Consider the following 22,506-nt stretch of genomic DNA (forward strand, 5'->3'; position numbering starts at 1 on the left):
TAGATCGTTCACGCCGCTTTGGTGTTTCGGCGCTCGGCAAGGATCTGTTCGAGGAGGTACATCGTCACCACGGGACCGACAGCTGTGCCTGCCGCAGATGCATGCGCAAGATGAGCGACCGCATTATCCGCATTGCCAACGGCAAACACGCCCGACCTGCTGGTCCGGCCATCCTTGTCGGTCCTGGCGAGACCGATCTCATCGACCTCGCAGAGGGATGCGGCGAGGCCCGATGCAGCCCGAATCTCCGCCGCGATCCATGTCGCATCGCAGGCGATTTCCCCGCCGCCGCTCGCCGTCGAAACGCCAACAAGCTTGCCGTCTCGATGGACGAGCCCGGTGATTTCGTCCGGAATGATGTTGATATCGAGAAGCCGCAAGCGTTCCGCGTCGGCTTCATTGAACCTGTGCCGTGAGACGATAGTGACATCACGCGACCACATCCAGACCCAGGACGCCATATGCGCCAGGCGTTCCGGCAATCCGAACACCACGAAACGCTTGCCTCGAACTTCATAGCCGTCAAAACAGGGGCAGACACGCACGTCACGCCCCCACGCTTCCGGCAAGCCTGACAGTGGTGGAAGGTCGTCTATCACTCCCGTTGCCAAGACGATCGTGCGTGCTGCGACTCTGGATCCCGTGGCTTCGACCCAGAACAATCCGTCCTCACGAGGCACGATGGAATGGACGTGCTCGGATCTGATGTCCGCACCGTAACGGACGGCTTCCGCACGCGCTTGCGCCATGAACGCTGCTGTCGGCATGCCGTCGAAGCCCAGATGCTCCCGCACCTCTTCAACGCTGAAAATGCGCGATTTACCGCCGTCGAATACAAGCGTCGATCGGCCGGCTCTTCCCAAAAAAAGGGCGGCGCTGAGCCCCGCGGCCCCGCCGCCGACCACCACCGTATCGACTACATCATTCATAACCTTGGCCTTCGATACCCGTGTGATTTCCATGACACTGACACGATTGGTAACATATCCCGTTATTCGACACAACAAAAGTTACGAATAGCGCTTTGTGCAGAACTAAAGGTCCGGATGTGCGTTCTTTGCCGAGAATTTGAAGGACGACGCATTCTCGCCCCGTTGATTACACCTGATGTAATTGAGGGCATTCCCTGTCCCGCGATATTAGTGAACGGCCTTCCTGCAGGAGGAACAATCCTGTCAACAGAAGCGGCCGACAACCGATGTCGATGGCTCAACTGCCGTCACCCGTACAAAGCGGCCGAGGAGAACGACGATGACGACCATGAATTTTACCAAACGAGAACCCCCTGAATGGCTGTTGGCCTTCTGGAAGGAGATCGATGACAAGACCTTTGGCGGAGGCTTTGACTGCCTGGCACAGGATGCGACCTGCAATCTAGGCGTCGCCGACTGGAAGGGGCGAGACTCCATTCGTGAGAACCTGCGCGCCTTCATCGACACGGGTTTCTCAGCGCTTCACGACGTCGCGGAATATTGGGACGGCGGCTCGCTGAAAATCTTTCGCGGGACTGTCACAATGACGCCCGACGACGAGGCTCAACCGGTTGTCAAACCGGTGATGACACACTTCTTCTATATGGATGAACGAGAGCCGACCAAAGTTGGCCGCTGGTACGGATCGGTTGGCCCGGTTGCTTTCTGATCGATATCGCAGCTGGCGGGAGCGTTATTGCCCCCGCCGGCCATTAGCCGCACAGACGGAGATCGCTATAAGATGAGCTCGACGCACAGTCATTCAAGCGCAGTATCGAACGAGCTTGGCATCCAGTTGCGCGCCTGGCGCGACACGCGCGGCAAGAGCCAACTGGATCTCTCACTCGACACCGGCATATCGCAGCGTCAGATCAGCTTCATCGAAAGTGGCCGAAGCACGCCCGGCCGCCACAATCTGCTGCATCTCGCCGACGCCCTTGATGTGCCGTTGCGAGAGCGCAATACGTTATTGCTCGCCGCCGGTTACGCCCCGATTTACGCCGAAGGCGGTATCGACGATGTTGAAATGAAAGGCGTCACGGACGCGTTAAGGCGCATGCTTGTTCAGCACGAGCCGTTTCCGGCAGTTGTCATGGATCGGTATTGGAACGTCGTCATGACGAACGACGCGACGCAGGGCTTCTTCAATAACTTCATTGACATGGCGGCACGGGAAAAACCGCGCAATCTGCTGCATCTGATGTTCGATCCGGCCGGTTTGCGGCCCTTCATCCCAAACTGGGAGGAAACTGCAAAAAGTCTGATGGCGCGGGTATTCAGAGAGTCCGTGGGCCGCGTCATTGACATGCACACGAAGGCGCTGATCGATGCGCTCCTCGCCTATCCGGATGTGAACAGTGCCTGGAAGGTCTCGACGACAGCGGACAGCACACCCGTCATCCCCTTGTCCTTCGTCAAGGACGGGCAGGTTCTGAGCTTCTTCTCGCTGGTGACCACGGTCGGCACTGCGCAGACGATAACGACCCAGGAATTGAGGATCGAGTGCATGTTCCCGTTGGATGATGCCACGGAGGTGGAATACGCCAAGCTGATGAAGCAGGCTGCCGCGCGTTGGCGCCAGACCGGGAAGTGAGACATCGCCGTCAAGGCCGTGGCGTAGGACATCCAGCTTTCCGTACCTGAACCGTCACACAAACTTCGCAGTGACATGCTCCTGTCAAAAAAAGCAGGAAGGGAAAGCCCATGTCTCAAACACCTCAGGACCAACTCAGCCGTATAAAGGCCGAAATCGCCGACAGCTTCGATGAAGAGCTGGAAATGCAGATGGAGGAAGACCGGCTCGACGATCTGGTCGCCGAAGGAATGTCGGAACCGGCAGAGCAGACGCTCGAGCGAAAGATCTACTTCCGGGAACTTTTCCGTCTGCAGCACGAACTGGTGCGGCTGCAGGATTGGGTTCAGCACAAGAAGCTGAAGGTGGTTGTGCTTTTCGAAGGCCGGGATTCGGCCGGAAAGGGAGGCGCGATAAAGCGCGTGACCCAGCGGCTCAATCCGCGCGTCTGCCGGACGGTCGCGCTGCCCGCTCCTACAGAGCGGGAACGCCATCAATGGTATTTTCAGCGTTATGTCCCGCATCTTCCGACCGCTGGCGAAATGGTCCTCTTCGACCGAAGCTGGTACAATCGCGCCGGTGTCGAGCGCGTGATGGGTTTCTGCACCGACGAAGAACTCGAGGAGTTCTTCCGCTCGGTGCCTGAATTCGAGCGGATGCTGGTCCGTTCTGGTATCGTGTTGATCAAATACTGGTTTTCGATCACCGACGAGGAGCAGGAATTTCGCTTCAAGATGCGTATCCACGATCCGCTGAAGCAATGGAAGCTCTCACCGATGGATATGGAAAGCCGGGTCCATTGGGAGGAATACACCAAAGCCAAGGAAGAGATGCTGGCGCGGACACACACGGAGGATGCACCTTGGTGGGTGGTGCAGGCGGTAGACAAGAAACGGGCGCGTTTGAATTGCATCGCCCATCTTCTCGAGCAGATCCCTTACGAGGATGTTCCAAAACCCGAGATCCAGTTGCCGGACCGCATCCGTCACGCCGATTACAACAGGGCGCCGGTTCCGCCTGAAATGCTCGTGCCGGAGCGCTATTGAAAGCATGGCATTCGCCGCGCCCTGATCTTCAGGGGGCGGCTCTCGCGGCGTGCTGCCTCTGGACCATTCCCCGCCCGACACTAGGTTCCGCTTCAAGAGTGAGGTTCCGTCGACCGTGCCTCAGAGTGGACGAGTGAGGGAAATGCTTGCTTTCCAGTAGCCGATTTTACGCCGATAGACGTGCCACGTGGGGATACGAACTAAGTTTCGACGGCGCCCTCATCGCATGGTGGGGCTCCAAACGCGGCGCTCGCGCCGTCTTCGTCGGAGAATTTTCCGGCGGAGAACTCAACATCATCGCCACGTTCAAAGGTGCCCTTTCCCACTTTGGCTGGCGGCAATACGCTGACCTTTTGGTTCTCACCGAGAAAGACCGTCTGTGGGAAGTAGATCCCAGGCGACCCGGGGCACGCACCGACGTTACTCCACGAGATTTCCAAACGTGGCAGGTGATCGTCGACCCTCGACACGCCGCAGACAACCAATTCCTGGTTTCCTACGATCGCAGCCCCGCTGTCGCCGATCTCTATGCAACCAGTGCGGATGGACGCGACAAGCGGCTCTTGGAACAAAACAACGGCTCGACCGAAAGCTGGTTGTTGAATGAGGCGCAGGTTCCATGCATTCGCGTCGAGCTGACTGCCTCGGGAATGAGGCGATACCTTCACCGAATTAACGCCGACACGCCGTGGCGAGAGATGGCGGCACTCGAGCCGGATGACACGCTGGTCATCTGGCGTACGGACAGGTCAGGCAATGCCTTCGAGGCGCTTTCCAACCGTCAGCGGGACAAGATCGCGTTAGTTTCGCTGGACCCGGTTACCGGTAGAGAAACCGTGCTGGTCGAGGACGGCGATGTCGATGTTTCAGACGCGCTGCGCTTCACGCCCACCGAACCGGCTGACGTCGCCGTCATTCGCGACGGCTATCCACGATATATCGCCCTTTCGGAAAGAGGAACGATCTTCACTGAGCTGGTTCTGGATCGCAACGGGCATGCCGACGTCGAAATCTCAGGTTCTTCCAAGGCTGGTGCGCTGCTCACGGTCGCGATCTCCTATGATGAACGACCCTACCAGCACTATCTGTTAAACTTGGCGGATAAGAGCAAGACGCTGCTTTCCGCGCCGGCGGAAAAGCGCAAGTCGGCATTTTCGGCAGTTACGAAGCCTGTCTACTTCACGGCCGGAGATGGTGAGGAGATACCAGCATTGTTGACGCTTCCGGCTGGCTCACCTCATCCTGTGCCGACCGTCGTAATGGCTCACGGCGGCCCGGCGCGCCACGACAGCTGGGGTTACAACATCGAGAAGAGCTTCCTCGCAAGCCGCGGATACGCGACCCTGTCAGTCAACTATCGCGGCTCGACCGGCTTCGGGAAGAGGTACCAATCTCTGGGCTATCGGCAGTTTGGGCGAAAGATGCAGGACGATATCGCCGATGCCGGGCGATGGCTGCTCGCCCAAGGCATCGCGGCTGAAGGCAAGCTTGCGGTCGCCGGCGAAAGCTACGGAGGTTTCATGGCCGCGCTGGCAATGGCCGACGACAAGCTCTTTTCCGCGGCAATCATCGACTACGCAATCCTGGATCTGCCCTACCAGATGCAGAACAACCCGGTCGGCTGGGGGTTGTTCCTCGGCCAGGTCATCCGCTACTTCGGCAATCCTGATGATCCCGGCGATCTCACGCAGATGCAGGAATTCTCGCCGCTCCACAATGCAAAGAAATTGCGCGGATCGTTTCTGCTCACCGCCGGAATGGAAGATCCGGTCGTCGGTTGCCAACAGACGAAAGCCTTCGAGAAGGCGTTGCGCGAGACGGGTCGCGATGTCACGGCGCTATACTTCGATCGGGAGGGCCATGGCTATGCCGGCTGGCAAACCAAACTGGTGCGCGCCCGCGAAATCGAGCTATTTCTCAGCCGCAAACTCGGCGGCAAGGCAAAAAAAATCGATCCGCTGGCCTTCTTGTCAAAGCACTGGATTCAGGGGCGTTTCGGCAATGGCGCGCGAAATATGCTCGCTCGCCGAGTATAAACCGCGAGAACAAAGCCTTGATACTCTCCCTGATTGCTCTAACCTCCCCTTGGCGCGCCGGATATGGCGGGTTTTGGCTTTACCTCGGAGGCACCTATGGTTGACGTTCAGAGTGTTAATGCAGATACCAGCGGATATTACATCCATCCCCTTGAAGATTTTGAAATCGACGCCGTGAACGGTGCCGGCTCATGGGTCGGCCATGTCGATCGTGGGCTGATAGGCGGAACATACGCAGCCGGCGGCACTTTTGCGACCACCGGAAGTCTGGGCAAAGCCGGGATTGCCGGCACTGCAGGGTTCGCAGCAGGGGCGTCGGGCAGCATATATAATGGCGGCCTCTCCGGCGGCGGCAATAGCAGCGGTCGTGTCATCTGCACGCATTTCTTCCGACGCGGCATGCTTGACCGCGATCTTTGGCGGGCGGATCTGGAATTCACCTATCAGTCTCTGTCGCAAACGACGGTTCGTGGATATCAATATTGGGCGATCCCCTATGTCCACCTGATGCGCCGAAGCCCGCTCGCGGAAAAAATCATGTATCCTCTCGCCAGAGCGCGGGCTCTGGAGATTGCCTACCAGGCCGGGCGCCGTCCGAAGGGCTCGCTTGGCGGCAAGGTGGTGCGCCTTATCGGCGAGCCGCTATGCTTCCTGATCGGCAGCGTGGTGAAGCAGAAGGACTGGGCTCCGCTTTGGGTGGAGAAGACCGAGGCGACAGGAGGTCAATCATGACAGCCTTCTCAAAATTGATCGTGCAGGAAGTTGCGTTATCGGCGGTCTTGGCGGCAGGCGCCGTCATCGGCATTCCCAAGCTGACCGACCCGAATGCCGCTGCCAATTATCCGCTGGCGATCGGGGTTTTCCTGGCAATGGTCGCGACCTTTGTCGCCTACGAGCTTTTCGTCAAGAAATCATCCTGATGTTATCGTCTGGCTTGAAAGGCCTGTGACGTTTTCAACGGCCGGGAGGCGTAAATCTCCCGGCCGTTATGATTGAATCCTATATTTAATCCTGTCCCGGTCTTCAAAAGTCATCGTCTGCAGGTTGACGCTTTCTTGATGCTACCTAATTTTCCCGTGCACGTAGTGTTTTCGACTACCTTCCCGAAACAAGCAAATGGTGAGTTAAGTGCAGGGTATCAAAGAACTTTCCAGCGCCGAGATGGAACACGTATCCGGCGGTGGCGTCAGCTCCGGTGTTCGGGGCGCAATCGACGGGGCAGCCGCACTCGCAGGTGGTGGCGCTCTCGGGTACGCCGCGGCGATCGGCGCGGGCGTGGGCATTTCCGCCTTCGGCGTCGGAGCGCTTGCGGTCGGTGGCGCTGCCCTTGGCGTCTACGGTGTCTACAGACTGGCGAGAGCCTTTGCCTAAGCTTTAAAACATGGGGCTCCGCCGCAATGGCGGGGCACCCTTCCTTCCCCTAACGACCATATCTGATCTCAATGAGCCTGTTTCGCCGAGAAGCCCTCGAACGGCAGTCCCAGCGTTTAACGGGAACGGTGTCGATGGCGGTACCAATGGGGTGGCACGTCACCGGCTATCTGATGGCCGGCGTCCTCATCGTTGTTCTGATCTTTCTTTCCATCGCAAGCTATTCCCGCATTGTCACCGCAACCGGCATTATCCAGCCGGACAAGGGCGTGGCGGTCGTCATGCCCTCGCGCCCGGGCGTCATCATGAAGATGATGGTCGCAGACGGCGATCAAGTCGAAGAAGGCCAGGAACTGGTGGCCGTGCGCTCCGAGGACTACCTGGTCAGCGGTGAATCAGCCTCCGAAAAAGTCGCCGAAATGCTCGACCGGCAGAATGCGAGCATCAGCGAGCAGCTGGCGGAAGTCAAAAATGATGAAATTGCCCAAACGGCGCAATTTAGCGCCCAGATATCCGGCTACCAGACGCAGATCGACAAGCTTCAAAGCCAGATCGCCTTGCAAAAGGAACTGATCACCTCGATCGAGAAAGATGTCGAGCGCATTCGCGGCCTGGTCGACAAGGGTATCGTTCCACGACGAGACGTGACTTTGAGAGAAGATTCGCTCACCGAGCGGCGCCAGCAAATGGCGGTGCTGGAAAGCACGTTGACGGAACGGCGGTCGGATCTCTCCGATGCCGAACGAATGCTCGATCAGGTCAAGGCGCGCTCAAACGAGAAGGTCGCAGCACTCCAGTCGCAGCGTGAGGATATCAATCGCGGCCTCGCCACCAATGAACAGTCCCGTGCCTATGTGATCAGATCGCCGATCGGCGGTACGGTTTCTGCCCTCACGGCCAAGATCGGCGAGCCGCTGAACACGCAGCAGGCGCTCATGAGCGTCGTGCCGCTGAATGCAACATTGCATGCGCAACTGGACGTGCCCAACGCCGCCGTCGGTTTTGTCGAGGTCGGGCAGGAGGTACGGCTGGCGATCGATACCTTCCCTTACCAGAGCTTCGGGACGATCGCAGGTCGCGTCAAGAGCCTGTCGAAAAGCCCGATCAACCGTGGCAGCGGCGCGAGCACCAACCTGAACTATCTCGTGACGGTCGACCTTGAGCGACAGAGCATCACGGCCTTCGGAAAGCAGCAGGCGCTGTTTCCCGGCATGACCTTGTCCGCCCGGATTGCGACCGCGCGCCAATCTCTACTGGAATGGCTGTTCGAGCCGTTGTTCGCCCTTCAACGACGATAGGACCTGCGATTGTCTTCCAAAGCACTTCAGGCCGGGTTCTTTTCAAATTCACGAATTCGTCTCATTCGTCAGAATGAGGTCAGCGAATGCGGTCTGGCCTGTCTGGCAATGATGGCGAGCTTTTACGGGCACGACGTTGATCTGGCGACGATGCGCCGACGTTTCACCCCGTCATTTCGGGGAGCCCCGCTGTCGAGCCTGATCAAGATCGCAGACCAGGTCGGCCTCCTGCCTCGCGCCGTCAAGCTGCCGCTGGAAGAGCTGCCCAATCTCGCATTGCCGGCGATCCTCCACTGGAACATGAACCATTATGTCGTCATCGAGCGGGTTTCGGGTGACAAGGCGCTGATCCACGATCCGGCTGGTCGCAGTGAATGGCTTCAAATGTCTGAGGTATCGGACCACTTTACCGGCGTTGCGCTGGAGTTGAGGCCAAACGAAGCATTCGAGAAGAAAACGGAGCGTACGGTGTTGCGCTGGTCGCAGCTCTGGACGCGGATCAACGGGCTCGGAAGCTCGTTCCTTCAGGTCATCGTCCTCAGCGTCGTGCTCCAGATCTACGTGCTTGCCCTGCCCTACTACCTGCAGGTCGGCATAGACAACGCGCTGCCGGCGCTCGACCACGATCTGCTTGCGGTGCTTGCGCTTGGTTTCGGGCTCTTCACCGCCTTCAATACCAGCGCGAGTTTCCTTCGCTCCTTCGTGATCCTGGCGGCGGGCTCCGCGTTAGGTTTCGGCATCGCCTCGAATATCGCCAGGAAACTGTTCCGGCTGCCGCTCGACTGGTTCCAGAAGCGGGAGGTCGGCGACATCCTGTCCCGCTTCCAGTCGGTGACGCCGATACAGAAGATGCTGACGGAAGGCGTTGCGGGAACGCTGGTGGATGGACTGCTTGCGCTGACGACACTGGCAATCATGTTCTTCTACAGTGCCAAGCTCGCAGTGATCGCCTTGACCGCCTTCTTTCTCTATTTCGTCGTTCGCCTGATATCCTTCTCGTTCGAACGCCGCGCGCAGGAAGGCAGTATCATCGCCCACGGCAAGGAGCAGACAGCCCTTATCGAAACGATACGCGGCATCCAGACCTTTCGTCTCTACAATAGTGAAACGATGCGGCATGCCATGTGGCAGACGTTGTTGACGGATGCCGTCAACGCCAACATCCGCTCCTCGCGCATAGGCATCTGGCAAACGACCGGCAATGCCTTGTTGTTCGGCCTGGAGAATGTCGTCACCATCTATCTGGCAATCGGCTTCATCATGAATGGCGGCTTCAGCGTCGGCATGGTTTTCGCCTACCTCGCCTATAAAGGTCAGTTCCTCGACAAGGCCGGCAATCTCGTCGATCAGGGCATGGCGTTCTTGATGTTGCGGCTGCATCTGGAACGCTTGGCCGATATCGCCCTGGAGGAGGATGACAGAAGCTTTGCCGCCGGTTCCATGGCCGTCACGGAATTAAAAGGACGCATGGAGCTCAAAAGCGTTTCCTACCGCTATTCCCCAACCGACCCCTTCGTTCTCCAGGAGATCGACCTTTCCGTCGAAGCCGGCGAACATGTGGCCATCACCGGGCCGTCAGGCATGGGTAAATCGACGCTCCTGAAGGTGATGCTCGGGCTGCTGTTGCCTCAATCCGGCGAGGTGGCCGTTGACGGTCTCCCCCTCCAGCAGTTCGGTCACAAGAGCTTTCGGGATCAGATCGCAGCCGTCCTGCAGGACGACAATCTCTTCGCCGGGTCGATAGCGGACAATATCACGCTGTTTGCCGAGCAGGCCGATCCCGCAGCCATCGCCGATGCCGCACGCGCTTCGGCAATCCACGACGAGATCATGAAAATGCCGATGCAATATGAAACCCTCGTCGGCGACATGGGATCGAGCCTCTCCGGCGGCCAGAAGCAGCGCGTGCTGCTGGCGCGCGCGCTTTATCGAAAGCCGAAAATGCTTTTCCTGGATGAAGGCACGTCTCACATGGACGCCGCCAACGAGGCGCGCGTCAATCATTCCATACGCTCACTCGGCATTACGCGCATCGTCGTCGCTCACCGGCAGGAAACTATCGCTGCCGCCGACAGGGTTCTTTACATGGACGGCGAGGGCCTGCGACCTCTCGCTCCACCAACGGAAGTCATCAGCCTGCAACTGGGCGAAAGCCTGAGCACGCGTTAAGAGCGTGACGTCGCGCCTGCGCTTTCGGAGTGCCTCAGGCGGCGCTGCCAGCAACGCCGTCCAACTGCTTGAGAGCCTCATCCGGCAGCACGAGCCCGGCGGCGGCGAGGTTTTCTCTGAGATGGCCGACGGACGAAGTGCCGGGGATCAGCAGGATGTTTTTCGCCCGATGCAGCAGCCAGGCGAGCGCCACCTGCATCGGCGTGGCATTGAGCCCTGCGGCGACATCAGACAGAGTGGAAGACTGCAGCGGGCTGAAGCCGCCGAGCGGAAAGAATGGTACATAGGCAATGCCGTGGTACGCCAGATCGTCGATCAGGGCATCGTCGGCCCGATGCGCCAGATTGTACTGGTTCTGCACGCAGACAATCTCGGTGATCCCACGCCCTTCGGTAATCTGCTTGGATGTGACGTTGCTCAGCCCGACGTGACGCACCAGGCCCTGCCGCTGCAGATCGGCGAGCACCGTTAGCGGCGCTTCGATCGACCCTTCGGCCGGACCGTGCACGTCGAACATGATCCTGAGGTTGACGATATCAAGCACATCGAGGCCGAGATTGCGGAGGTTGTCGTGCACTGCCTCCGTCAGCTCTTCGCGCGAGAAGGCCGGAATCCACGATCCATCCGCGCCGCGCCGGGCGCCGATCTTGGTGACGATGACAAGATCGTCGCGATAGGGGTGCAGTGCTTCGCGGATGATCTGGTTGGTGACGTGCGGGCCGTAGAAGTCGCTGGTGTCGATGTGGTTTACCCCGCTCGCGACCGCTTCTCGCAAGACGGCCAAGGCCGCACCATGATCTTTGGGTGGTCCGAACACGCCGGGCCCGGCAAGCTGCATGGCGCCATAGCCGAGCCGCTTCACGCTGCGGCCGCCGAGGTTGAACGTGCCGGACTGATCGATAGTGGACATGAGTGTACTCCTTTCAATAGATGACACCCCCAAGATAAACATTGTCGGGGCGTATGAAAATTGGCTATAATCTGCACGGGCTGTGCGGAGTGGCGAACAGTGAAGACAGATCTGGGCGATCTCAATGCTTTCGTTGCGGTGGCGCGTGCCGGTGGTTTCCGCGAGGGCGCGCGCGTCAGCGGCAGCAGCGCCTCTTTCCTCAGTGAAGCGGTGCGCCGCCTGGAGGGCCAGCTCGGTGTCAGGCTGCTCAACCGCACGACGCGCAGCGTCGTGCCGACCGAAGCGGGCAAGGGCTTGCTGGCGCGGCTCGGCCCTGCTTTGAGCGAGGTGGAAGCTGCCCTCGACGTCGTCAATGGATTTCGCGACAGGCCGGCGGGTGCCTTGCGCCTAAATGTGCCGGTCAGCGCGGCGCGGCTGGTACTGCCCGCCATCGTCCCACCGTTCCTCGCCGCCTATCCCGATATTCGGCTGGAGGTGGTGACCGACGAGAGCTTTGTCGATGTCATCGCGGCAGGCTGCGATGCCGGCATCCGCTATGACGAGCGGCTGGAGCAGGATATGATCGCCATACCGATCGGCCCACGCATCCAGCGCTTTGCCATCGCAGCCTCCCCCGACTACCTGGATCGCCGTGGCCGTCTGCAACACCCGAGCGAACTGCTCGCTCACGCCTGCATATTGGGCCGTTTCGACAGCGGTGCGATGACGGCGCCCTGGGAGTTCGAGCGCGATGGCGAGATCGTGCGGGTCGATCCAACGGGACCGCTGATCGTGCGGGTCGGCGGCGCGACCGACCTGGCCGTCGATGCAGCGATAGCAGGAACAGGGATCGTCTGCCTCTTCGAGGACTGGCTGCGTCCGCATTTCGACAGAGGTGCGCTCGAGCCCATCCTCGAACCTTGGTGGCAGCGATTTTCCGGGCCGTTCCTCTATTATCCCGGACGTCGGCTGGTGCCGGCACCGCTTCGGGCATTCATCGACTTCGTCAAGGCATCAGCCAATCAGACTTGATATTTTTCGGCCAGAGGGAACGTCGTTGAGCGCTTCTATGCGTTAGAGCTTGATCTCGGTATTGTCGCCCAAGTCAGGTTTGCTGTTCGAGGCCGCGGCGGCGGCCATCTTGATATAGCTGATGATCGTGCCTGGACTGTCCCAATATTCGGCCGAAGACGGGGTCATCTTGAGGATGCGGATGGAAGGATCGTCGGGATTGTCCCACCAATGGCCACGATTGCTTTCACGTCACTTGGCTAGGTGTCCGTCTCGGCGAGGCTACACCCCTGCTCTCGCCAACCACTGGGTTTGCAGTTCTCATCCAATCGAGACAACTATTCACGGTGAAAGAATTCACGAAGCGATGGCTTTCTCGCCTTTAGGGATCGTGATACAAATCCTAGGACAACAGATCCCATTCTCCGAGCTTTTATATCAATGCCCAGTTCCGACACTCAACGCCAAATCGCCCGGACCGTGCTAACGGAGCGCGGAATAGCACGTTTGAGGGAACTGCGTAATGCAGGTGTGACAGGGGCCACCATGAGCCGAATGGAACGGGATGGCGAGGTGCTGCGGCTTGCCCGCGGTCTCTACCAACTTCCTGATGCGGAGCTTGATGTCAACCACAGTATGGCAGAGGTTGCCAAACGCGCGCCGAAAGCCGTTATCTGCCTCGTTTCGGCCTTGGCATTCCACGGCCTGACGGATCAGCTTCCGAGACAAATCTGGCTTGCCATAGGCCGTAAGGACTGGGCCCCGAAACCGGACGGTCCCGCTATGCGCATCGTACGTTTCACCGAAAGCCTTCTCACCGAAAGCGTCGAAACCCATGTCATCGAAGGCGTTCCCGTGAAGGTCTTTGGAATAGCCAAGACAATCGCCGATTGCTTTCGCTATCGCAACAAGATCGGCCTTTCGATAGCGATGGAGGGGCTGCAGGAGGCACTGCGGCAACGAAGGACTAGTCCTGGCGAAATCGCCAACCAGGCCGAACGCGGTGGCGTCGGATCCGTGATCCGGCCGTACCTCGAGGCGCTGACCGCCAATGGCTAAGGAAATCAGAAACGTCGGCGCCTCGGTGCGAGCCCGCCTGTTGCACCTCGCCAAGGCAAGCGGGCAAAGCTTTGATCTGGTCCTGACGCGTTTCGCTCTTGAACGGTTATTGTTCCGGCTCAGTCAGTCGCCCCACGCCAATCGCTTCGTTCTAAAAGGGGCGATGTTGATAATGAGTTGGTTCGACGACCCGCACCGAGGCACGCGCGACCTCGATCTTTTGGGTTTCGGTGATCCGAGTCCGGACCCGATGCACTTGAGACATTTCGGGAAATTCTGGCGCAAGAGGCCGACGATGGCGTCACGTTCGATCCCGATACGCTGCATGTGGATCGCATTCGCGAGGCGCTGGACTATGGTGGGCTCAGGCTGCGGGTGATCGCTACAATCAGCGGAGCCCGGATCAACCTGACGATCGACATCGGGTTTGGCGATGCGCTTGAGCCTGGAGTGGAGATCCTGGATTATCCTTCCATGCTCGATTTTCCGATGCCGCGGCTCCGGGCCTATGCGCGGGAAACGGTCATTGCCGAGAAGTTTCAGGCCATGGTGATGCTGGGGCGAGTAAACAGCCGCATGAAGGATTTCTACGACATTTGGATCCTCAGCAGGTCTTACGACTTCAGCGATGATCGGCTGGCGCGTGCAATCGCCGCTACCTTTAAGCGCCGCGAGACATCGATCCCCACCAACCTACCTGACGCCCTAACGGACGCCTTTGGCAAGGACCAGCAAAAGCAGCGGCAATGGCGCGCTTTCATCGAAGGCGTTGCACACAATCCTGGCCATCTGACAGACGTCATCGCGGAGATTGCCGCATTCCTGATGCCGCACGCGGTTGCAGCTGCGAGGCTGGACCAATGATCGGTTTGCTAGCAAGCTCTCTCACACTAACTTCATGCTTTTGGACTCGCGCTGAGTTCTCGCTCGACTGAACCTGCATCACGGGAAGTTTCTCGGGCACCGAGAGCCCATCGATCGCAAGCATGGTCATGACGTGGATGAGCCCACCAGGGTGCCGCCTGTTAACAGCCAATCAGGCTTGATATTTTTCGGCCGAGGGAACGTCGTTGAGCGCTTCTATGCGTTAGAGCTTGACCTCGGCATTGTCGCCCATGTCAGGTTTGCTGTTCGAGACCGCGGCGGCGGCCATCTTGATATAGCTGATGATCGTGCCTGGGCTGTCCCAATATTCGGCCGAAGACGGGGTCATCTTGAGGATGCGGATGGAAGGATCGTCGGGATTGTCCCACCACGCCTTCGCCGGCGTCGCCCATAATTCCCTGATCTTCGCCCGGTCGTTCTGCACCTCGGCCGTCCCCGATACGGAAACATATTTCTGTCCCTTGGTGTCGGCAAAGGCCAGGCACACGTTTGGCCAGCGGGCGATCTCATCGTCCTTGTGACTACTGACATCCGTCAGAAAATAGATCGCATTCTCGAGCTGCGCGGTGTAGGCGGACATCGGGCGGGCTCGCAGATCGTCGCCGCTGCGGGTCGTCAGCATGCAAAACCCGATCTTGTCGATCAATTCCCATACCCGTGTCGCCTCGTCGTTGTTAGCCATCATCATCTCCATCTGAGCAAGAGACGAGGTAACCATCTGCCGAGGTCTATGTTCCCGGTGGCGGACCTAATGAGCTCATTCCCGAGGCGGTCGAGACACACAGTCGATCAATGGACGCTCGGTGTTTTCATGACCATCGCAAAGTCTTCGGCCACCAGTTCGCTGACGGCGATGAGGATTTCCTCCAGGGAAAAGCCTGATGTCAGGGTGCGTTGGATCAAATCCTGCAAATCCGGCTCCACGACATCGCGGCAATCCTCGATGCGTTCTTCCGAAACGGTGAGGCTATTGAGTTCGTCCATTGTCTATCCTTTCAGGTAATGTAACCACCAAAGCCCGGGAAGGCCGGTGGGATGAGGCCGTTACCGGGCAGCGGCCGTCCGCTTCGGGCCGGGCAGCAGGCCTTCACGCTGCATCTTCTTGCGCGTAGCCTTGCGCTGCCGGCTGATCGCCTGCGCCTTTTCCCTGACGCGCCGTTCGGACGGCTTTTCATAGGCGCGCCTTTCCTTCATTTCACGGAACAGACCTTCGCGCTGCATTTTCTTTTTCAAGACCCTGAGCGCTTGATCGACATTATTGTCTCTGACGAGGACCTGCATTTCGAATTCTCCTTGTTGGATGGTGCTCTGATCGCCGCTCAGCCGAGCTGCTCGGCGATCAGTGCCTGCAATTCGCGGCGGGTGAGAAGGCAGGGAAACGGCTTCCAGTTCCTGGGAGCACTGCGGACAGCCTCGTCATCCTCACGCGGATTCGCCGCCGCAACCATGGTGGCTGTATGTGTGTTGTTCAAAAAGAAATCCTTTGCCAACCTTGGCCGGCGTTATCGATTGTTTGTGGGATTGCCCATCACGCAGCCTTAGGGCGCGCGCCGATGCATAAGCGCCTGAGTCACCAGCCGGCAACGGCTGAGATCTCCGCTTGGATCGGGTACGTCAGCAACATAGGGCTCGGCGAGCACAATTGCAACGCATAGCCCGGATGGCACGGCGCGGGCATCGCCAATCGCCTTCAGATATACTCTGCGCCATTTTATTCAAGTTAGCCGGGTATAGTTTCTACCGAATTTTCTTCAATTTGGCTTGAATGTGACATTATTTCGCCGGAATGGAAGCAACGGGGAGTTCGGCGTCGAAATTAACCTTCTGTTAAATAGGCCATTGACTTGTAGTATTAATAGGTTGTTAAAGGAGCCGCTCGCTGAGGTCGAAATTGACCCGCCAATAAACAATTTGAGGAGAGTGCAATGGCTTCGCCAATTCATGCAACTGATGATAGTGCAACATTTAAAGAAACCGACGTTATTTCCGGAAATCTGCTTTCCAACGATTCATCCGACAACGGCCATCTCTTCCTGCGCGCCTTCGATGGCGCGAGCGTTGGCGCCAAGGCCGGCAACAGCCAGGTCACCGAGATCCAGGGCGACTACGGCACCTTCTTCGTTAAGCCAGATGGCAGCTACACCTATGTCCTCAGCGACGCTGCCAAGATTGGCTTTGCCAACGGCGAATCGTACCAGGAGAAGGTTTCCTACAAGATTTCCGACGGCAGCGGTCATACCGATGTCGGCCTCTTCACCCTGAACATCCAGGGCGTAACCCAGGTAAAGCCGATTGCTGTCGACGACCACTACAGCTTCAACGAAGGTAGCGCCATCGGCGGCAACGTTCTGGACAACGACATTGCCGGCGACAACGGCAAGCTCTTCCTCCGTCAGTTCGACGGCACGAACGTCAGCGCCAAAAGCGGCCTCGACGCTGTTACCGACATCGTCGGCGACCATGGCATCTTCCACGTCAAGCCGAATGGCGAATTCACCTATACGCTGACGGAAGACCTGGCTGCCGGCCAGAACGTCACGGAAACCGTCCAGTACTACAAGATCTCCGATGGCGAAGGCCACACGGACGCTGGCATTCTGACGCTCAACATCACGGGCACCGACGCGCATCTTGCTTGATCAGTTGCAATAATCAGTGAGACACACCGCCCGCCGCGCAATCGGCGGGCGTCTTCGTATATCCGCTTGTTCCGCGCGCGGTAAAGGCGGGGTTCAATCATATTCGGTTGAAGGTCTGCAGATCGGCATAGCTCTTTTTAGCTAGTTCTTATAAATGCCGGCGTGGCGTAGTCTCGATGTTCGGAGGACACGCCGTTGACCGAACACATCGAACCCAGGCAAGTCGAAACAGACGATCTGACCAAAGTCTGGTCGGTGACGGAGTTCTGCGCTCGTCACCGCATAGATGCCGAGGAACAAGCGCTGCTGCTCAAACTCTTCGGGCCGTTCGCGACCGCCTCCGAATTGCTTCACAATGCCAAGCGCGCGCCAAGGTTCAGATAAGGCCTTCTCCATTTCTTCGATATCTTCGCACGTGACCGAGACGGTGGTGCAAGACACCGCCTGATCGGGTGACGCTCTTCATCCTGCCACGGCATTTTCCCTGGCCGTCGGAGAGACCGTCGCCTGCGGCCCATATCTGCGACAGCCGTCCACCCGGCTGGCCGATGCCATTGGCCAGGCTTTGCTGATCGCCGATGGCGAGGACACGCGGTTAGACGGGGCATTGCCGATCTTACGGCCATCGGGTCTGCCGCCTTATCTGGTCGGGATCACGCCGCTGGCATCGATAGCGGTTTCCATACGGGATGTGGTTGATAGGGCCACTGCATACCCTGATGGGTCCGAGCGATTTTCCTGAAATGCTGCTTACTCTCTGCACAAAATCTGCAATTCGGCGCGGCATTCTTCCGCCATGAGCAAGGACCCCATCCCGCCCGGCGTCACACCGCCCGCTTTGCCAGATCGCCTCCGCAATGACGGATGGTGGCTGACGGAGGCAGGCTGGCCGCGAGAAGCCGCCTCTAACGCCAGCCCGGTAGACATGCTCATCGTCATCGAAAAGCGGCATCTACGAGAGGAGCACCAATGGACACAACCGGCACGCTGACGGAAGCAATGCCCATCAGGCGTGGCACTAGCCGGATTGTCGGCCTGTTTGCGCTGGTGGCGCTGGCTGATTTTCTGATCTTTGGTGAGATGCCCGGCATAAACCTTTTCCTGTTTGCGCTCGCCGTCTGCGCCGGCATTCTACTTTTGGCCGGGAAGATCCGCGCGCCGTCAATCGCTGCTCTCCTGTTTGGTTTTTCGGTTCTGGCATCGGCACCTCTACTGGAAGCCCCCTCACTAACCGGCATCGCCCTTTGCCTCAGCGCGCTGATAGCGGTTGCTCTCGTCGGCGCCAGGCTTATGCCTCGCAATCTGACCGGTCTGCCGCTGGTGTTTCTCCGTTTCACTCTCATCATTCCCTTGCGGCTTGCCGACGATTTTAGGAAATATCTCAAGGCGCCGGCCAAACGTTTCTCCTTCACCGTCGTTTGGCAGGGCGTCGGCCTCTGGATCATGCCGCTCGCTCTCGCCGCAGTCTTCGTGTTCCTCTTTGCAGCGGCGAACCCGCTTATCGAGATCGCGTTGCGCAGTATCCGTTTTGCCGTTCTGTTGCAATTTCTCGACCTGTGGCGGATCGGCTTCTGGATGATGATCGCCGCTGTGATCTGGGCGCTATTGCGGCCGCGCCTGAAGCGTCGCACCGCGAGGTCGCAAGCCGGCAGGGCGTTCGTCATCGTGCCGACCAGGAATGCACCGCTCGGCCGGGCCTCCCTGCTGCGGTCGCTGTTCCTCTTCAACGCCCTCTTTGCCGTGCAGACACTTCTCGATCTCGTCTATCTCTGGGGCGGCGCAGACCTGCCCGATCACATGAGCCATGCCGAATATGCTCATCGCGGCGCCTATCCGCTGATTGCGACGGCGCTTCTGGCCGCCGGTTTCGTTCTCCTCGCCATGCGTCACGGCGGCCCCGGCGATCAAAGTTCGCTGATCCGCGGCCTCGTCCACGCCTGGATCGGCCAGAACGTCCTTCTCTGCCTGTCCTCGATGCTGCGGCTTGGACTTTACGTCGAGGCCTATTCGCTGACGGAACTGCGCGTTGCCGCCGGTCTCTGGATGGGCCTCGTCGCTATCGGCCTTGTCTTGATCCTGCTGCGCATTCTGCTCAACCGATCCAACGAGTGGCTGATCGCCGCCAACCTCGCTTCCCTGATTGCCGTGCTCTATATCAGTGCCTTCATTGATCTCCCTGATGTCATCGCCCGCTTCAATGTCGCCCACAGCCAGGAGATCAGCCACGATGGCCCGCCGCTCGATATTTATTATCTCTCCACGCTTGGCCCTTCCGCCATTCCGGCCCTTGATCTCCATATTCGCGCGCTACCGGAATACAGAACCGACAAGATCAGCGAAGCACAGCTTATCCGGGGCTCGCTCGTCTGGAAATTCGAGCATCGCCCCCGAGACTGGCGGAGCTGGAGTTTTCGTTCTTCGCGGCTGGAGGCCTATCTTCTGTCTCCCGCCGCCATTGCAAGATAGTGCGAGAACGATAACAACAGGCACGACATATCAACGCAGGACCGGTGATGGCGCCCCGCATTCTCGTCGTCGATGACGAACCTCACATCCGCGACGTGATCTGCTTCGCCCTTGAGCGGGCTGGCCTGGCCTGGATGGCAGCCCGCAACGGCACCGAGGCGATGGCGGCCTTCCGCCGTGGCAACATCGATCTCATCATCCTCGATATCGGCATGCCCGAGATGGACGGTCTGGAAGTCTGCCGCCAGATCCGCAAGACGTCGGGATTGCCGATCCTGTTTCTTTCGGCGCGTGACGAGGAGATCGACAGGATACTGGGTCTCGAAATAGGTGGAGACGATTATGTCACCAAACCGTTCAGCCCGCGCGAACTCGTGGCTAGGGTCAAGGCGATTTTGAAGCGCAGCAGCAATGGGGCAGAGCCTGACAGACGCCACGCCACCCTTGTCGCCGGTGAGCTCAGCCTGGATCGCCGCGGCAGGACGGTCATGTTTGGCGAGAACACCATCGCAATGACAGCGCTTGAATTCGCAATCCTGGACGCATTGTTGTCACGCCCCGATATGGTCTTCAGCCGCGAACAACTGATGGAAGCGGCCTATGGCGCCGGTACCTATGTCGCTGACCGGACGATTGACAGCCATATCCGCAACATCCGGGCCAAGTTCCTGGTGGCCGGCGGCCAGGTGATTATCGCAACCGTTCACGGCATCGGCTTCAAACTCGGCCGTGAAATCGGGAGGAAGGCCTGATGTCGGCACCGAAAGTCAGGACGAAATGGCGGCCGACACTGGCGCTGATTGTCTACGTCGTGCTTCTCGCGGTCATGGCGCTGCCAATCCTGATCGTCATCTGGTTTCGCGCCGTGGAAGCGAGTTCGAACCGGATGGCGCCGGCGGAAATCGGCGCCCTCGCCGTCGTCTTCATGCTGACGCTCGGCGTTGCTTATGTGCTGACGCGCACCATCACAGGGCCTATCGACGCTTTGATCGCCCGAACGGAAGAGATCGCCCGCGGCGGCAAGGGAGCAATCCGGCCGCTGGAAAGCTATGGAACGCGCGAGATCGCTGTGCTGTCGCAAAGCTTCCTTGATCTTGCCGGAAAACTGGTCGATCGCACCGAATACGTGCGTTCCTTTGCCGCCCATGTCTCCCATGAACTGAAATCGCCACTGACGGCGATCCGCGGCGCGGCGGAGCTTCTGCGTGACGATGATGCCGAAAAGCCGATGACGAAGGTGCAGCGTTTGCACTTTCTCGACAACATCGTCGCCGATGCCGTCCGGCTCGACGCGTTGTTGCAGCGGCTAAGGGAGCTTGCCCAGGCGGAAACGCCCGTGGCCGAAGGCAAAAGCAGCGTCACCGAGATTTTATCCTCACTGCGCGGACGGTTTCCCGCCCTCCGTGTTTCCGGCTCAGGTGATACGGAAATATCGGTTGCTCTTCCCCAGGAGGCAGCCGGCATCGTCTTTGCCAATCTTGCCGACAACGCTCTTCAGCACGGCGCCACGCTGTTGGAAATCAGAGTATCGACCGACGCCCGAGCTGCCGTCATTCTTGTCCGTGACGACGGCAGCGGTATCTCCGAGGTAAATCGCCAACGCATCTTTCAGCCGTTTTACTCAACGCGCCGCGAACAGGGTGGCACCGGTATGGGCCTCAGTATCGTCGGCGCCATGCTGAGCTCCCATGGTGGCGCGATCCGCCTGCTGCGAGCGACCGGCGCCGGTACCGAGTTCGAAATCACCATACCTTTGCAAATTTTATCTGGCTGAGGTCGCGCCGAAGCGATGTGCGGCGGAACTGACTGCGCTTCTCGACGCCGAGCCGCGATTTGTCTTCGAGACCCGCTCCACGGATTTCAAGCCCGCGCTGCCCTGAGGGAGGGATCAGTTTCCAGGGTCTATCGCCGTCAGCGCAGCCTTCGCGATGACGTCTGCAATGCGTTTGGACAGCGCCGGGTCGGAAGCAGCGCGGGCGAGGGTCACACCGCCACTGAGCATGGCGAGCAGCAAGATCGCCTGGTCTTCCCGGCGCGTTTGAGGTTGACCCGATACCTCACCCTCCGGCAAGCCGGCCGCAATTTCCTCGATGAGACGTTTGAGTTCCACCGTATAGGCGCTTCGTGTTTCATCGTCTGCGCGCACCACGTCGGGGGAAAGGCTCGGCAGAGCGCAGCTCTCACCCAGATCGCAGGTTCTTTTATAGCCGAGATAGTAGCCGACGAATGTCGCCAGCCAGTCTTTCGGTTGACTGGCCTTTAACCCCGCAATTCCTTGCCGCAGCTCTTCTAGGCCGGTTAGCACGGCGGTTCGAAAGGCTTCCCCCTTGGACTTGAAATGTCCGTAGAAGGCGCCGTTGGTCACGCCTGCCGCCTTGGTCAATGCATCGATGCCCGCACCGCCATAGCCTTCCTGTCTGAAAACCCGTCCAGCCGCGGCAATGACCCGCGTTCGGGTCTCCTGCTTATGCTCGGCACTGTAGCGCATGTCCGTCCTTTTTAAGAGCGAGCACTCTTTATGTCTTGCTAAGAGAGTGATCGATGTGTATGCATAAAGAGTGATCGGTATATATCAAAAGCGGTCATGGTTCAAACAGGGAGACAATCCGATGCCCATCACGCTCACCGTACCTGAAGGCCTGCTCTCGCTGGAGGGCCAGGCGCAGGCTTTTGCCGGATTGACAGACGCGTTGCTTGATGCCGCGGGCTTGACCGGCAACACTTTCATGACGGCCAATGTCATCGGCACCATCAACGTGCTGCCGCGCGAGCATGTGCTTGCTGCGGGAAAGCCGATTGCTGCGGCTTTCATCGAACTCAAGCTGCCTGAGATTGCGCTGGTAAGTGCAGAGACCAGGCAGGCCTTCTTCGAAAAAGCAGCCGACGTCGTCGAACAAGCCGCCGAGGGCCGGCTCAGGCGAGAACACATATGGTCGAACATCATCTACGCGCCCGAGGGGGCGTGGGGCATCGCCAGCCGCAGCTATAGCAATGCCGATCTTGTCGCCGCTATCCAAGGTGGCGCGACGCAATGACTGTGGAATGCGCAAAAGCCCCGGACCCGCTGCGCCGGGGCGCGGACACTGAGGCGTC

At 59.0% G+C, this 22,506-nt stretch carries 24 protein-coding genes and 3 pseudogenes; 19 read left to right on the forward strand and 8 right to left on the reverse strand.

Going from position 1 to position 22,506, the window contains the following annotated elements; all coding sequences use genetic code 11:
• Nucleotides 1-8: 8 nt before the first annotated feature.
• Nucleotides 9-929 (reverse strand): NAD(P)/FAD-dependent oxidoreductase, encoded by a 921-nt coding sequence (locus ACM5SV_RS35020; protein ID WP_012760631.1) that lies wholly within the window; start codon nucleotides 927-929, stop codon nucleotides 9-11.
• A 322-nt stretch (nucleotides 930-1,251) separates the two neighbouring features.
• On the opposite strand from ACM5SV_RS35020, the gene ACM5SV_RS35025 reads away from it, so the two are divergent.
• The 9 genes from ACM5SV_RS35025 to ACM5SV_RS35065 all read left to right on the forward strand — a co-directional run bounded on the left by ACM5SV_RS35025 (nucleotide 1,252) and on the right by ACM5SV_RS35065 (nucleotide 10,464).
• On the forward strand, nucleotides 1,252-1,641 hold the full coding sequence (locus ACM5SV_RS35025; protein ID WP_419425506.1) for a nuclear transport factor 2 family protein: 390 nt from the start codon (nucleotides 1,252-1,254) through the stop codon (nucleotides 1,639-1,641).
• Between the two features lie 72 nt (nucleotides 1,642-1,713).
• Nucleotides 1,714-2,565, forward strand: a complete 852-nt coding sequence (locus ACM5SV_RS35030; RefSeq protein ID WP_419425507.1) for a helix-turn-helix domain-containing protein — start codon at nucleotides 1,714-1,716, stop codon at nucleotides 2,563-2,565.
• Nucleotides 2,566-2,675: 110 nt separating this feature from the next.
• The gene (gene ppk2, locus ACM5SV_RS35035; RefSeq protein ID WP_003555172.1) at nucleotides 2,676-3,590 is read left to right on the forward strand and encodes a polyphosphate kinase 2; all 915 of its coding nucleotides are present in this window, start codon (nucleotides 2,676-2,678) and stop codon (nucleotides 3,588-3,590) included.
• 146 nt (nucleotides 3,591-3,736) lie between these two features.
• Complete coding sequence (locus ACM5SV_RS35040) at nucleotides 3,737-5,626, forward strand: alpha/beta hydrolase family protein (protein WP_419425508.1); 1,890 nt, start codon at nucleotides 3,737-3,739, stop codon at nucleotides 5,624-5,626.
• 63 nt (nucleotides 5,627-5,689) lie between these two features.
• Nucleotides 5,690-6,358: a hypothetical protein gene (locus tag ACM5SV_RS35045; RefSeq protein ID WP_244432325.1), complete on the forward strand. Its 669-nt coding sequence runs from the start codon at nucleotides 5,690-5,692 to the stop codon at nucleotides 6,356-6,358.
• The gene (locus ACM5SV_RS35050; RefSeq protein ID WP_003555180.1) at nucleotides 6,355-6,546 is read left to right on the forward strand and encodes a hypothetical protein; all 192 of its coding nucleotides are present in this window, start codon (nucleotides 6,355-6,357) and stop codon (nucleotides 6,544-6,546) included. The genes ACM5SV_RS35045 and ACM5SV_RS35050 overlap by 4 nt, the downstream gene beginning before the upstream one ends.
• Before the next feature lie 208 nt (nucleotides 6,547-6,754).
• A complete protein-coding gene (locus ACM5SV_RS35055; RefSeq protein WP_003555182.1) occupies nucleotides 6,755-6,997 on the forward strand; it encodes a hypothetical protein in 243 nt (80 codons plus the stop codon).
• Nucleotides 6,998-7,131: 134 nt separating this feature from the next.
• Entirely contained in the window at nucleotides 7,132-8,295 is a 1,164-nt protein-coding gene (locus ACM5SV_RS35060) for an HlyD family efflux transporter periplasmic adaptor subunit (RefSeq protein WP_419425509.1), read from the forward strand.
• 9 nt (nucleotides 8,296-8,304) lie between these two features.
• Complete coding sequence (locus tag ACM5SV_RS35065; RefSeq protein WP_128406768.1) at nucleotides 8,305-10,464, forward strand: peptidase domain-containing ABC transporter; 2,160 nt, start codon at nucleotides 8,305-8,307, stop codon at nucleotides 10,462-10,464.
• 34 nt (nucleotides 10,465-10,498) lie between these two features.
• Here ACM5SV_RS35065 and ACM5SV_RS35070 read toward each other — a convergent pair whose 3' ends face one another.
• The gene (locus tag ACM5SV_RS35070; protein WP_419425510.1) at nucleotides 10,499-11,374 is read right to left on the reverse strand and encodes an aldo/keto reductase family oxidoreductase; all 876 of its coding nucleotides are present in this window, start codon (nucleotides 11,372-11,374) and stop codon (nucleotides 10,499-10,501) included.
• 99 nt (nucleotides 11,375-11,473) lie between these two features.
• Between ACM5SV_RS35070 and ACM5SV_RS35075 the strand changes: the two genes are divergently transcribed.
• Nucleotides 11,474-12,385, forward strand: coding sequence for a LysR family transcriptional regulator (locus ACM5SV_RS35075; protein WP_003555190.1), 912 nt, complete (start codon nucleotides 11,474-11,476; stop codon nucleotides 12,383-12,385).
• 42 nt (nucleotides 12,386-12,427) lie between these two features.
• Here the strand turns inward: ACM5SV_RS35075 and ACM5SV_RS35080 are convergent.
• Nucleotides 12,428-12,595: pseudogene (locus ACM5SV_RS35080) on the reverse strand (pyridoxamine 5'-phosphate oxidase family protein); the annotation flags it as partial.
• 210 nt (nucleotides 12,596-12,805) lie between these two features.
• Here ACM5SV_RS35080 and ACM5SV_RS35085 point away from each other — a divergent pair.
• Both ACM5SV_RS35085 and ACM5SV_RS35090 read left to right on the forward strand, forming a co-directional pair.
• Entirely contained in the window at nucleotides 12,806-13,423 is a 618-nt protein-coding gene (locus tag ACM5SV_RS35085; RefSeq protein WP_003555192.1) for a type IV toxin-antitoxin system AbiEi family antitoxin domain-containing protein, read from the forward strand.
• Nucleotides 13,416-14,287 (forward strand): annotated as a pseudogene (locus tag ACM5SV_RS35090) (nucleotidyl transferase AbiEii/AbiGii toxin family protein). Before ACM5SV_RS35085 ends, ACM5SV_RS35090 begins: the two are co-directional and overlap by 8 nt.
• Nucleotides 14,288-14,510: 223 nt before the next feature.
• Here ACM5SV_RS35090 and ACM5SV_RS35095 read toward each other — a convergent pair.
• The 4 genes from ACM5SV_RS35095 to ACM5SV_RS35110 form a co-directional block, all read right to left on the reverse strand.
• Complete coding sequence (locus ACM5SV_RS35095; protein ID WP_003555195.1) at nucleotides 14,511-14,990, reverse strand: pyridoxamine 5'-phosphate oxidase family protein; 480 nt, start codon at nucleotides 14,988-14,990, stop codon at nucleotides 14,511-14,513.
• A gap of 107 nt (nucleotides 14,991-15,097) precedes the next feature.
• Nucleotides 15,098-15,292, reverse strand: coding sequence for a hypothetical protein (locus ACM5SV_RS35100; RefSeq protein WP_003555197.1), 195 nt, complete (start codon nucleotides 15,290-15,292; stop codon nucleotides 15,098-15,100).
• Between the two features lie 60 nt (nucleotides 15,293-15,352).
• Nucleotides 15,353-15,589 (reverse strand): 30S ribosomal protein S21, encoded by a 237-nt coding sequence (rpsU, locus tag ACM5SV_RS35105; RefSeq protein ID WP_012760619.1) that lies wholly within the window; start codon nucleotides 15,587-15,589, stop codon nucleotides 15,353-15,355.
• Nucleotides 15,590-15,627: 38 nt separating this feature from the next.
• A complete protein-coding gene (locus ACM5SV_RS35110) occupies nucleotides 15,628-15,780 on the reverse strand; it encodes a hypothetical protein (RefSeq protein ID WP_222004535.1) in 153 nt (50 codons plus the stop codon).
• A gap of 453 nt (nucleotides 15,781-16,233) precedes the next feature.
• Between ACM5SV_RS35110 and rapA2 the strand changes: the two genes are divergently transcribed.
• The 6 genes and pseudogenes from rapA2 to ACM5SV_RS35140 all read left to right on the forward strand — a co-directional run bounded on the left by rapA2 (nucleotide 16,234) and on the right by ACM5SV_RS35140 (nucleotide 21,187).
• On the forward strand, nucleotides 16,234-16,947 hold the full coding sequence (gene rapA2 / locus ACM5SV_RS35115; protein WP_003555201.1) for a calcium-binding lectin RapA2: 714 nt from the start codon (nucleotides 16,234-16,236) through the stop codon (nucleotides 16,945-16,947).
• 195 nt (nucleotides 16,948-17,142) lie between these two features.
• Nucleotides 17,143-17,331 carry a hypothetical protein gene (locus tag ACM5SV_RS35120; protein WP_003555203.1) on the forward strand — a complete coding sequence of 63 codons (189 nt, stop codon included), beginning with the start codon at nucleotides 17,143-17,145 and terminating at the stop codon, nucleotides 17,329-17,331.
• A gap of 107 nt (nucleotides 17,332-17,438) precedes the next feature.
• Nucleotides 17,439-17,647 (forward strand): annotated as a pseudogene (locus ACM5SV_RS35125) (helix-turn-helix transcriptional regulator); the annotation flags it as partial.
• 269 nt (nucleotides 17,648-17,916) lie between these two features.
• Nucleotides 17,917-19,413: a DUF4153 domain-containing protein gene (locus ACM5SV_RS35130; protein WP_419425511.1), complete on the forward strand. Its 1,497-nt coding sequence runs from the start codon at nucleotides 17,917-17,919 to the stop codon at nucleotides 19,411-19,413.
• Between the two features lie 47 nt (nucleotides 19,414-19,460).
• Nucleotides 19,461-20,165 carry a response regulator gene (locus ACM5SV_RS35135; protein ID WP_419425512.1) on the forward strand — a complete coding sequence of 235 codons (705 nt, stop codon included), beginning with the start codon at nucleotides 19,461-19,463 and terminating at the stop codon, nucleotides 20,163-20,165.
• Nucleotides 20,165-21,187, forward strand: a complete 1,023-nt coding sequence (locus ACM5SV_RS35140) for a sensor histidine kinase (RefSeq protein WP_419425513.1) — start codon at nucleotides 20,165-20,167, stop codon at nucleotides 21,185-21,187. Before ACM5SV_RS35135 ends, ACM5SV_RS35140 begins: the two co-directional genes overlap by 1 nt.
• A gap of 114 nt (nucleotides 21,188-21,301) precedes the next feature.
• Here the strand turns inward: ACM5SV_RS35140 and ACM5SV_RS35145 are convergent, their stop codons facing one another.
• Complete coding sequence (locus tag ACM5SV_RS35145; RefSeq protein ID WP_017997569.1) at nucleotides 21,302-21,901, reverse strand: TetR/AcrR family transcriptional regulator; 600 nt, start codon at nucleotides 21,899-21,901, stop codon at nucleotides 21,302-21,304.
• A 121-nt stretch (nucleotides 21,902-22,022) separates the two neighbouring features.
• Here ACM5SV_RS35145 and ACM5SV_RS35150 point away from each other — a divergent pair, with 121 nt between their 5' ends.
• Nucleotides 22,023-22,448, forward strand: coding sequence for a hypothetical protein (locus ACM5SV_RS35150; RefSeq protein ID WP_012760611.1), 426 nt, complete (start codon nucleotides 22,023-22,025; stop codon nucleotides 22,446-22,448).
• Nucleotides 22,449-22,506: the final 58 nt, after the last annotated feature.

Origin of the sequence: Rhizobium sp. CRRU65 (assembly GCF_048551595.1) — a bacterium.
Classification (GTDB): Bacteria; Pseudomonadota; Alphaproteobacteria; order Rhizobiales; family Rhizobiaceae; genus Rhizobium; species Rhizobium leguminosarum_J.

Coding starts and splice junctions, on each gene's coding strand:
- ACM5SV_RS35070 (WP_419425510.1), bottom strand. CDS start 11,374: ATGTCCACTATCGATCAGTCCGGCACGTTCAACCTCGGCGGCCGCAGC.
- ACM5SV_RS35020 (WP_012760631.1), bottom strand. CDS start 929: ATGAATGATGTAGTCGATACGGTGGTGGTCGGCGGCGGGGCCGCGGGG.
- ACM5SV_RS35045 (WP_244432325.1), top strand. CDS start 5,690: ATGGCGGGTTTTGGCTTTACCTCGGAGGCACCTATGGTTGACGTTCAG.
- ACM5SV_RS35140 (WP_419425513.1), top strand. CDS start 20,165: ATGTCGGCACCGAAAGTCAGGACGAAATGGCGGCCGACACTGGCGCTG.
- ACM5SV_RS35030 (WP_419425507.1), top strand. CDS start 1,714: ATGAGCTCGACGCACAGTCATTCAAGCGCAGTATCGAACGAGCTTGGC.
- ACM5SV_RS35050 (WP_003555180.1), top strand. CDS start 6,355: ATGACAGCCTTCTCAAAATTGATCGTGCAGGAAGTTGCGTTATCGGCG.
- ACM5SV_RS35095 (WP_003555195.1), bottom strand. CDS start 14,990: ATGGCTAACAACGACGAGGCGACACGGGTATGGGAATTGATCGACAAG.
- ACM5SV_RS35130 (WP_419425511.1), top strand. CDS start 17,917: ATGGACACAACCGGCACGCTGACGGAAGCAATGCCCATCAGGCGTGGC.
- ppk2 (WP_003555172.1), top strand. CDS start 2,676: ATGTCTCAAACACCTCAGGACCAACTCAGCCGTATAAAGGCCGAAATC.
- ACM5SV_RS35060 (WP_419425509.1), top strand. CDS start 7,132: ATGGCGGTACCAATGGGGTGGCACGTCACCGGCTATCTGATGGCCGGC.
- rapA2 (WP_003555201.1), top strand. CDS start 16,234: ATGGCTTCGCCAATTCATGCAACTGATGATAGTGCAACATTTAAAGAA.
- rpsU (WP_012760619.1), bottom strand. CDS start 15,589: ATGCAGGTCCTCGTCAGAGACAATAATGTCGATCAAGCGCTCAGGGTC.
- ACM5SV_RS35100 (WP_003555197.1), bottom strand. CDS start 15,292: ATGGACGAACTCAATAGCCTCACCGTTTCGGAAGAACGCATCGAGGAT.
- ACM5SV_RS35085 (WP_003555192.1), top strand. CDS start 12,806: ATGCCCAGTTCCGACACTCAACGCCAAATCGCCCGGACCGTGCTAACG.
- ACM5SV_RS35145 (WP_017997569.1), bottom strand. CDS start 21,901: ATGCGCTACAGTGCCGAGCATAAGCAGGAGACCCGAACGCGGGTCATT.
- ACM5SV_RS35025 (WP_419425506.1), top strand. CDS start 1,252: ATGACGACCATGAATTTTACCAAACGAGAACCCCCTGAATGGCTGTTG.
- ACM5SV_RS35135 (WP_419425512.1), top strand. CDS start 19,461: ATGGCGCCCCGCATTCTCGTCGTCGATGACGAACCTCACATCCGCGAC.
- ACM5SV_RS35150 (WP_012760611.1), top strand. CDS start 22,023: ATGCCCATCACGCTCACCGTACCTGAAGGCCTGCTCTCGCTGGAGGGC.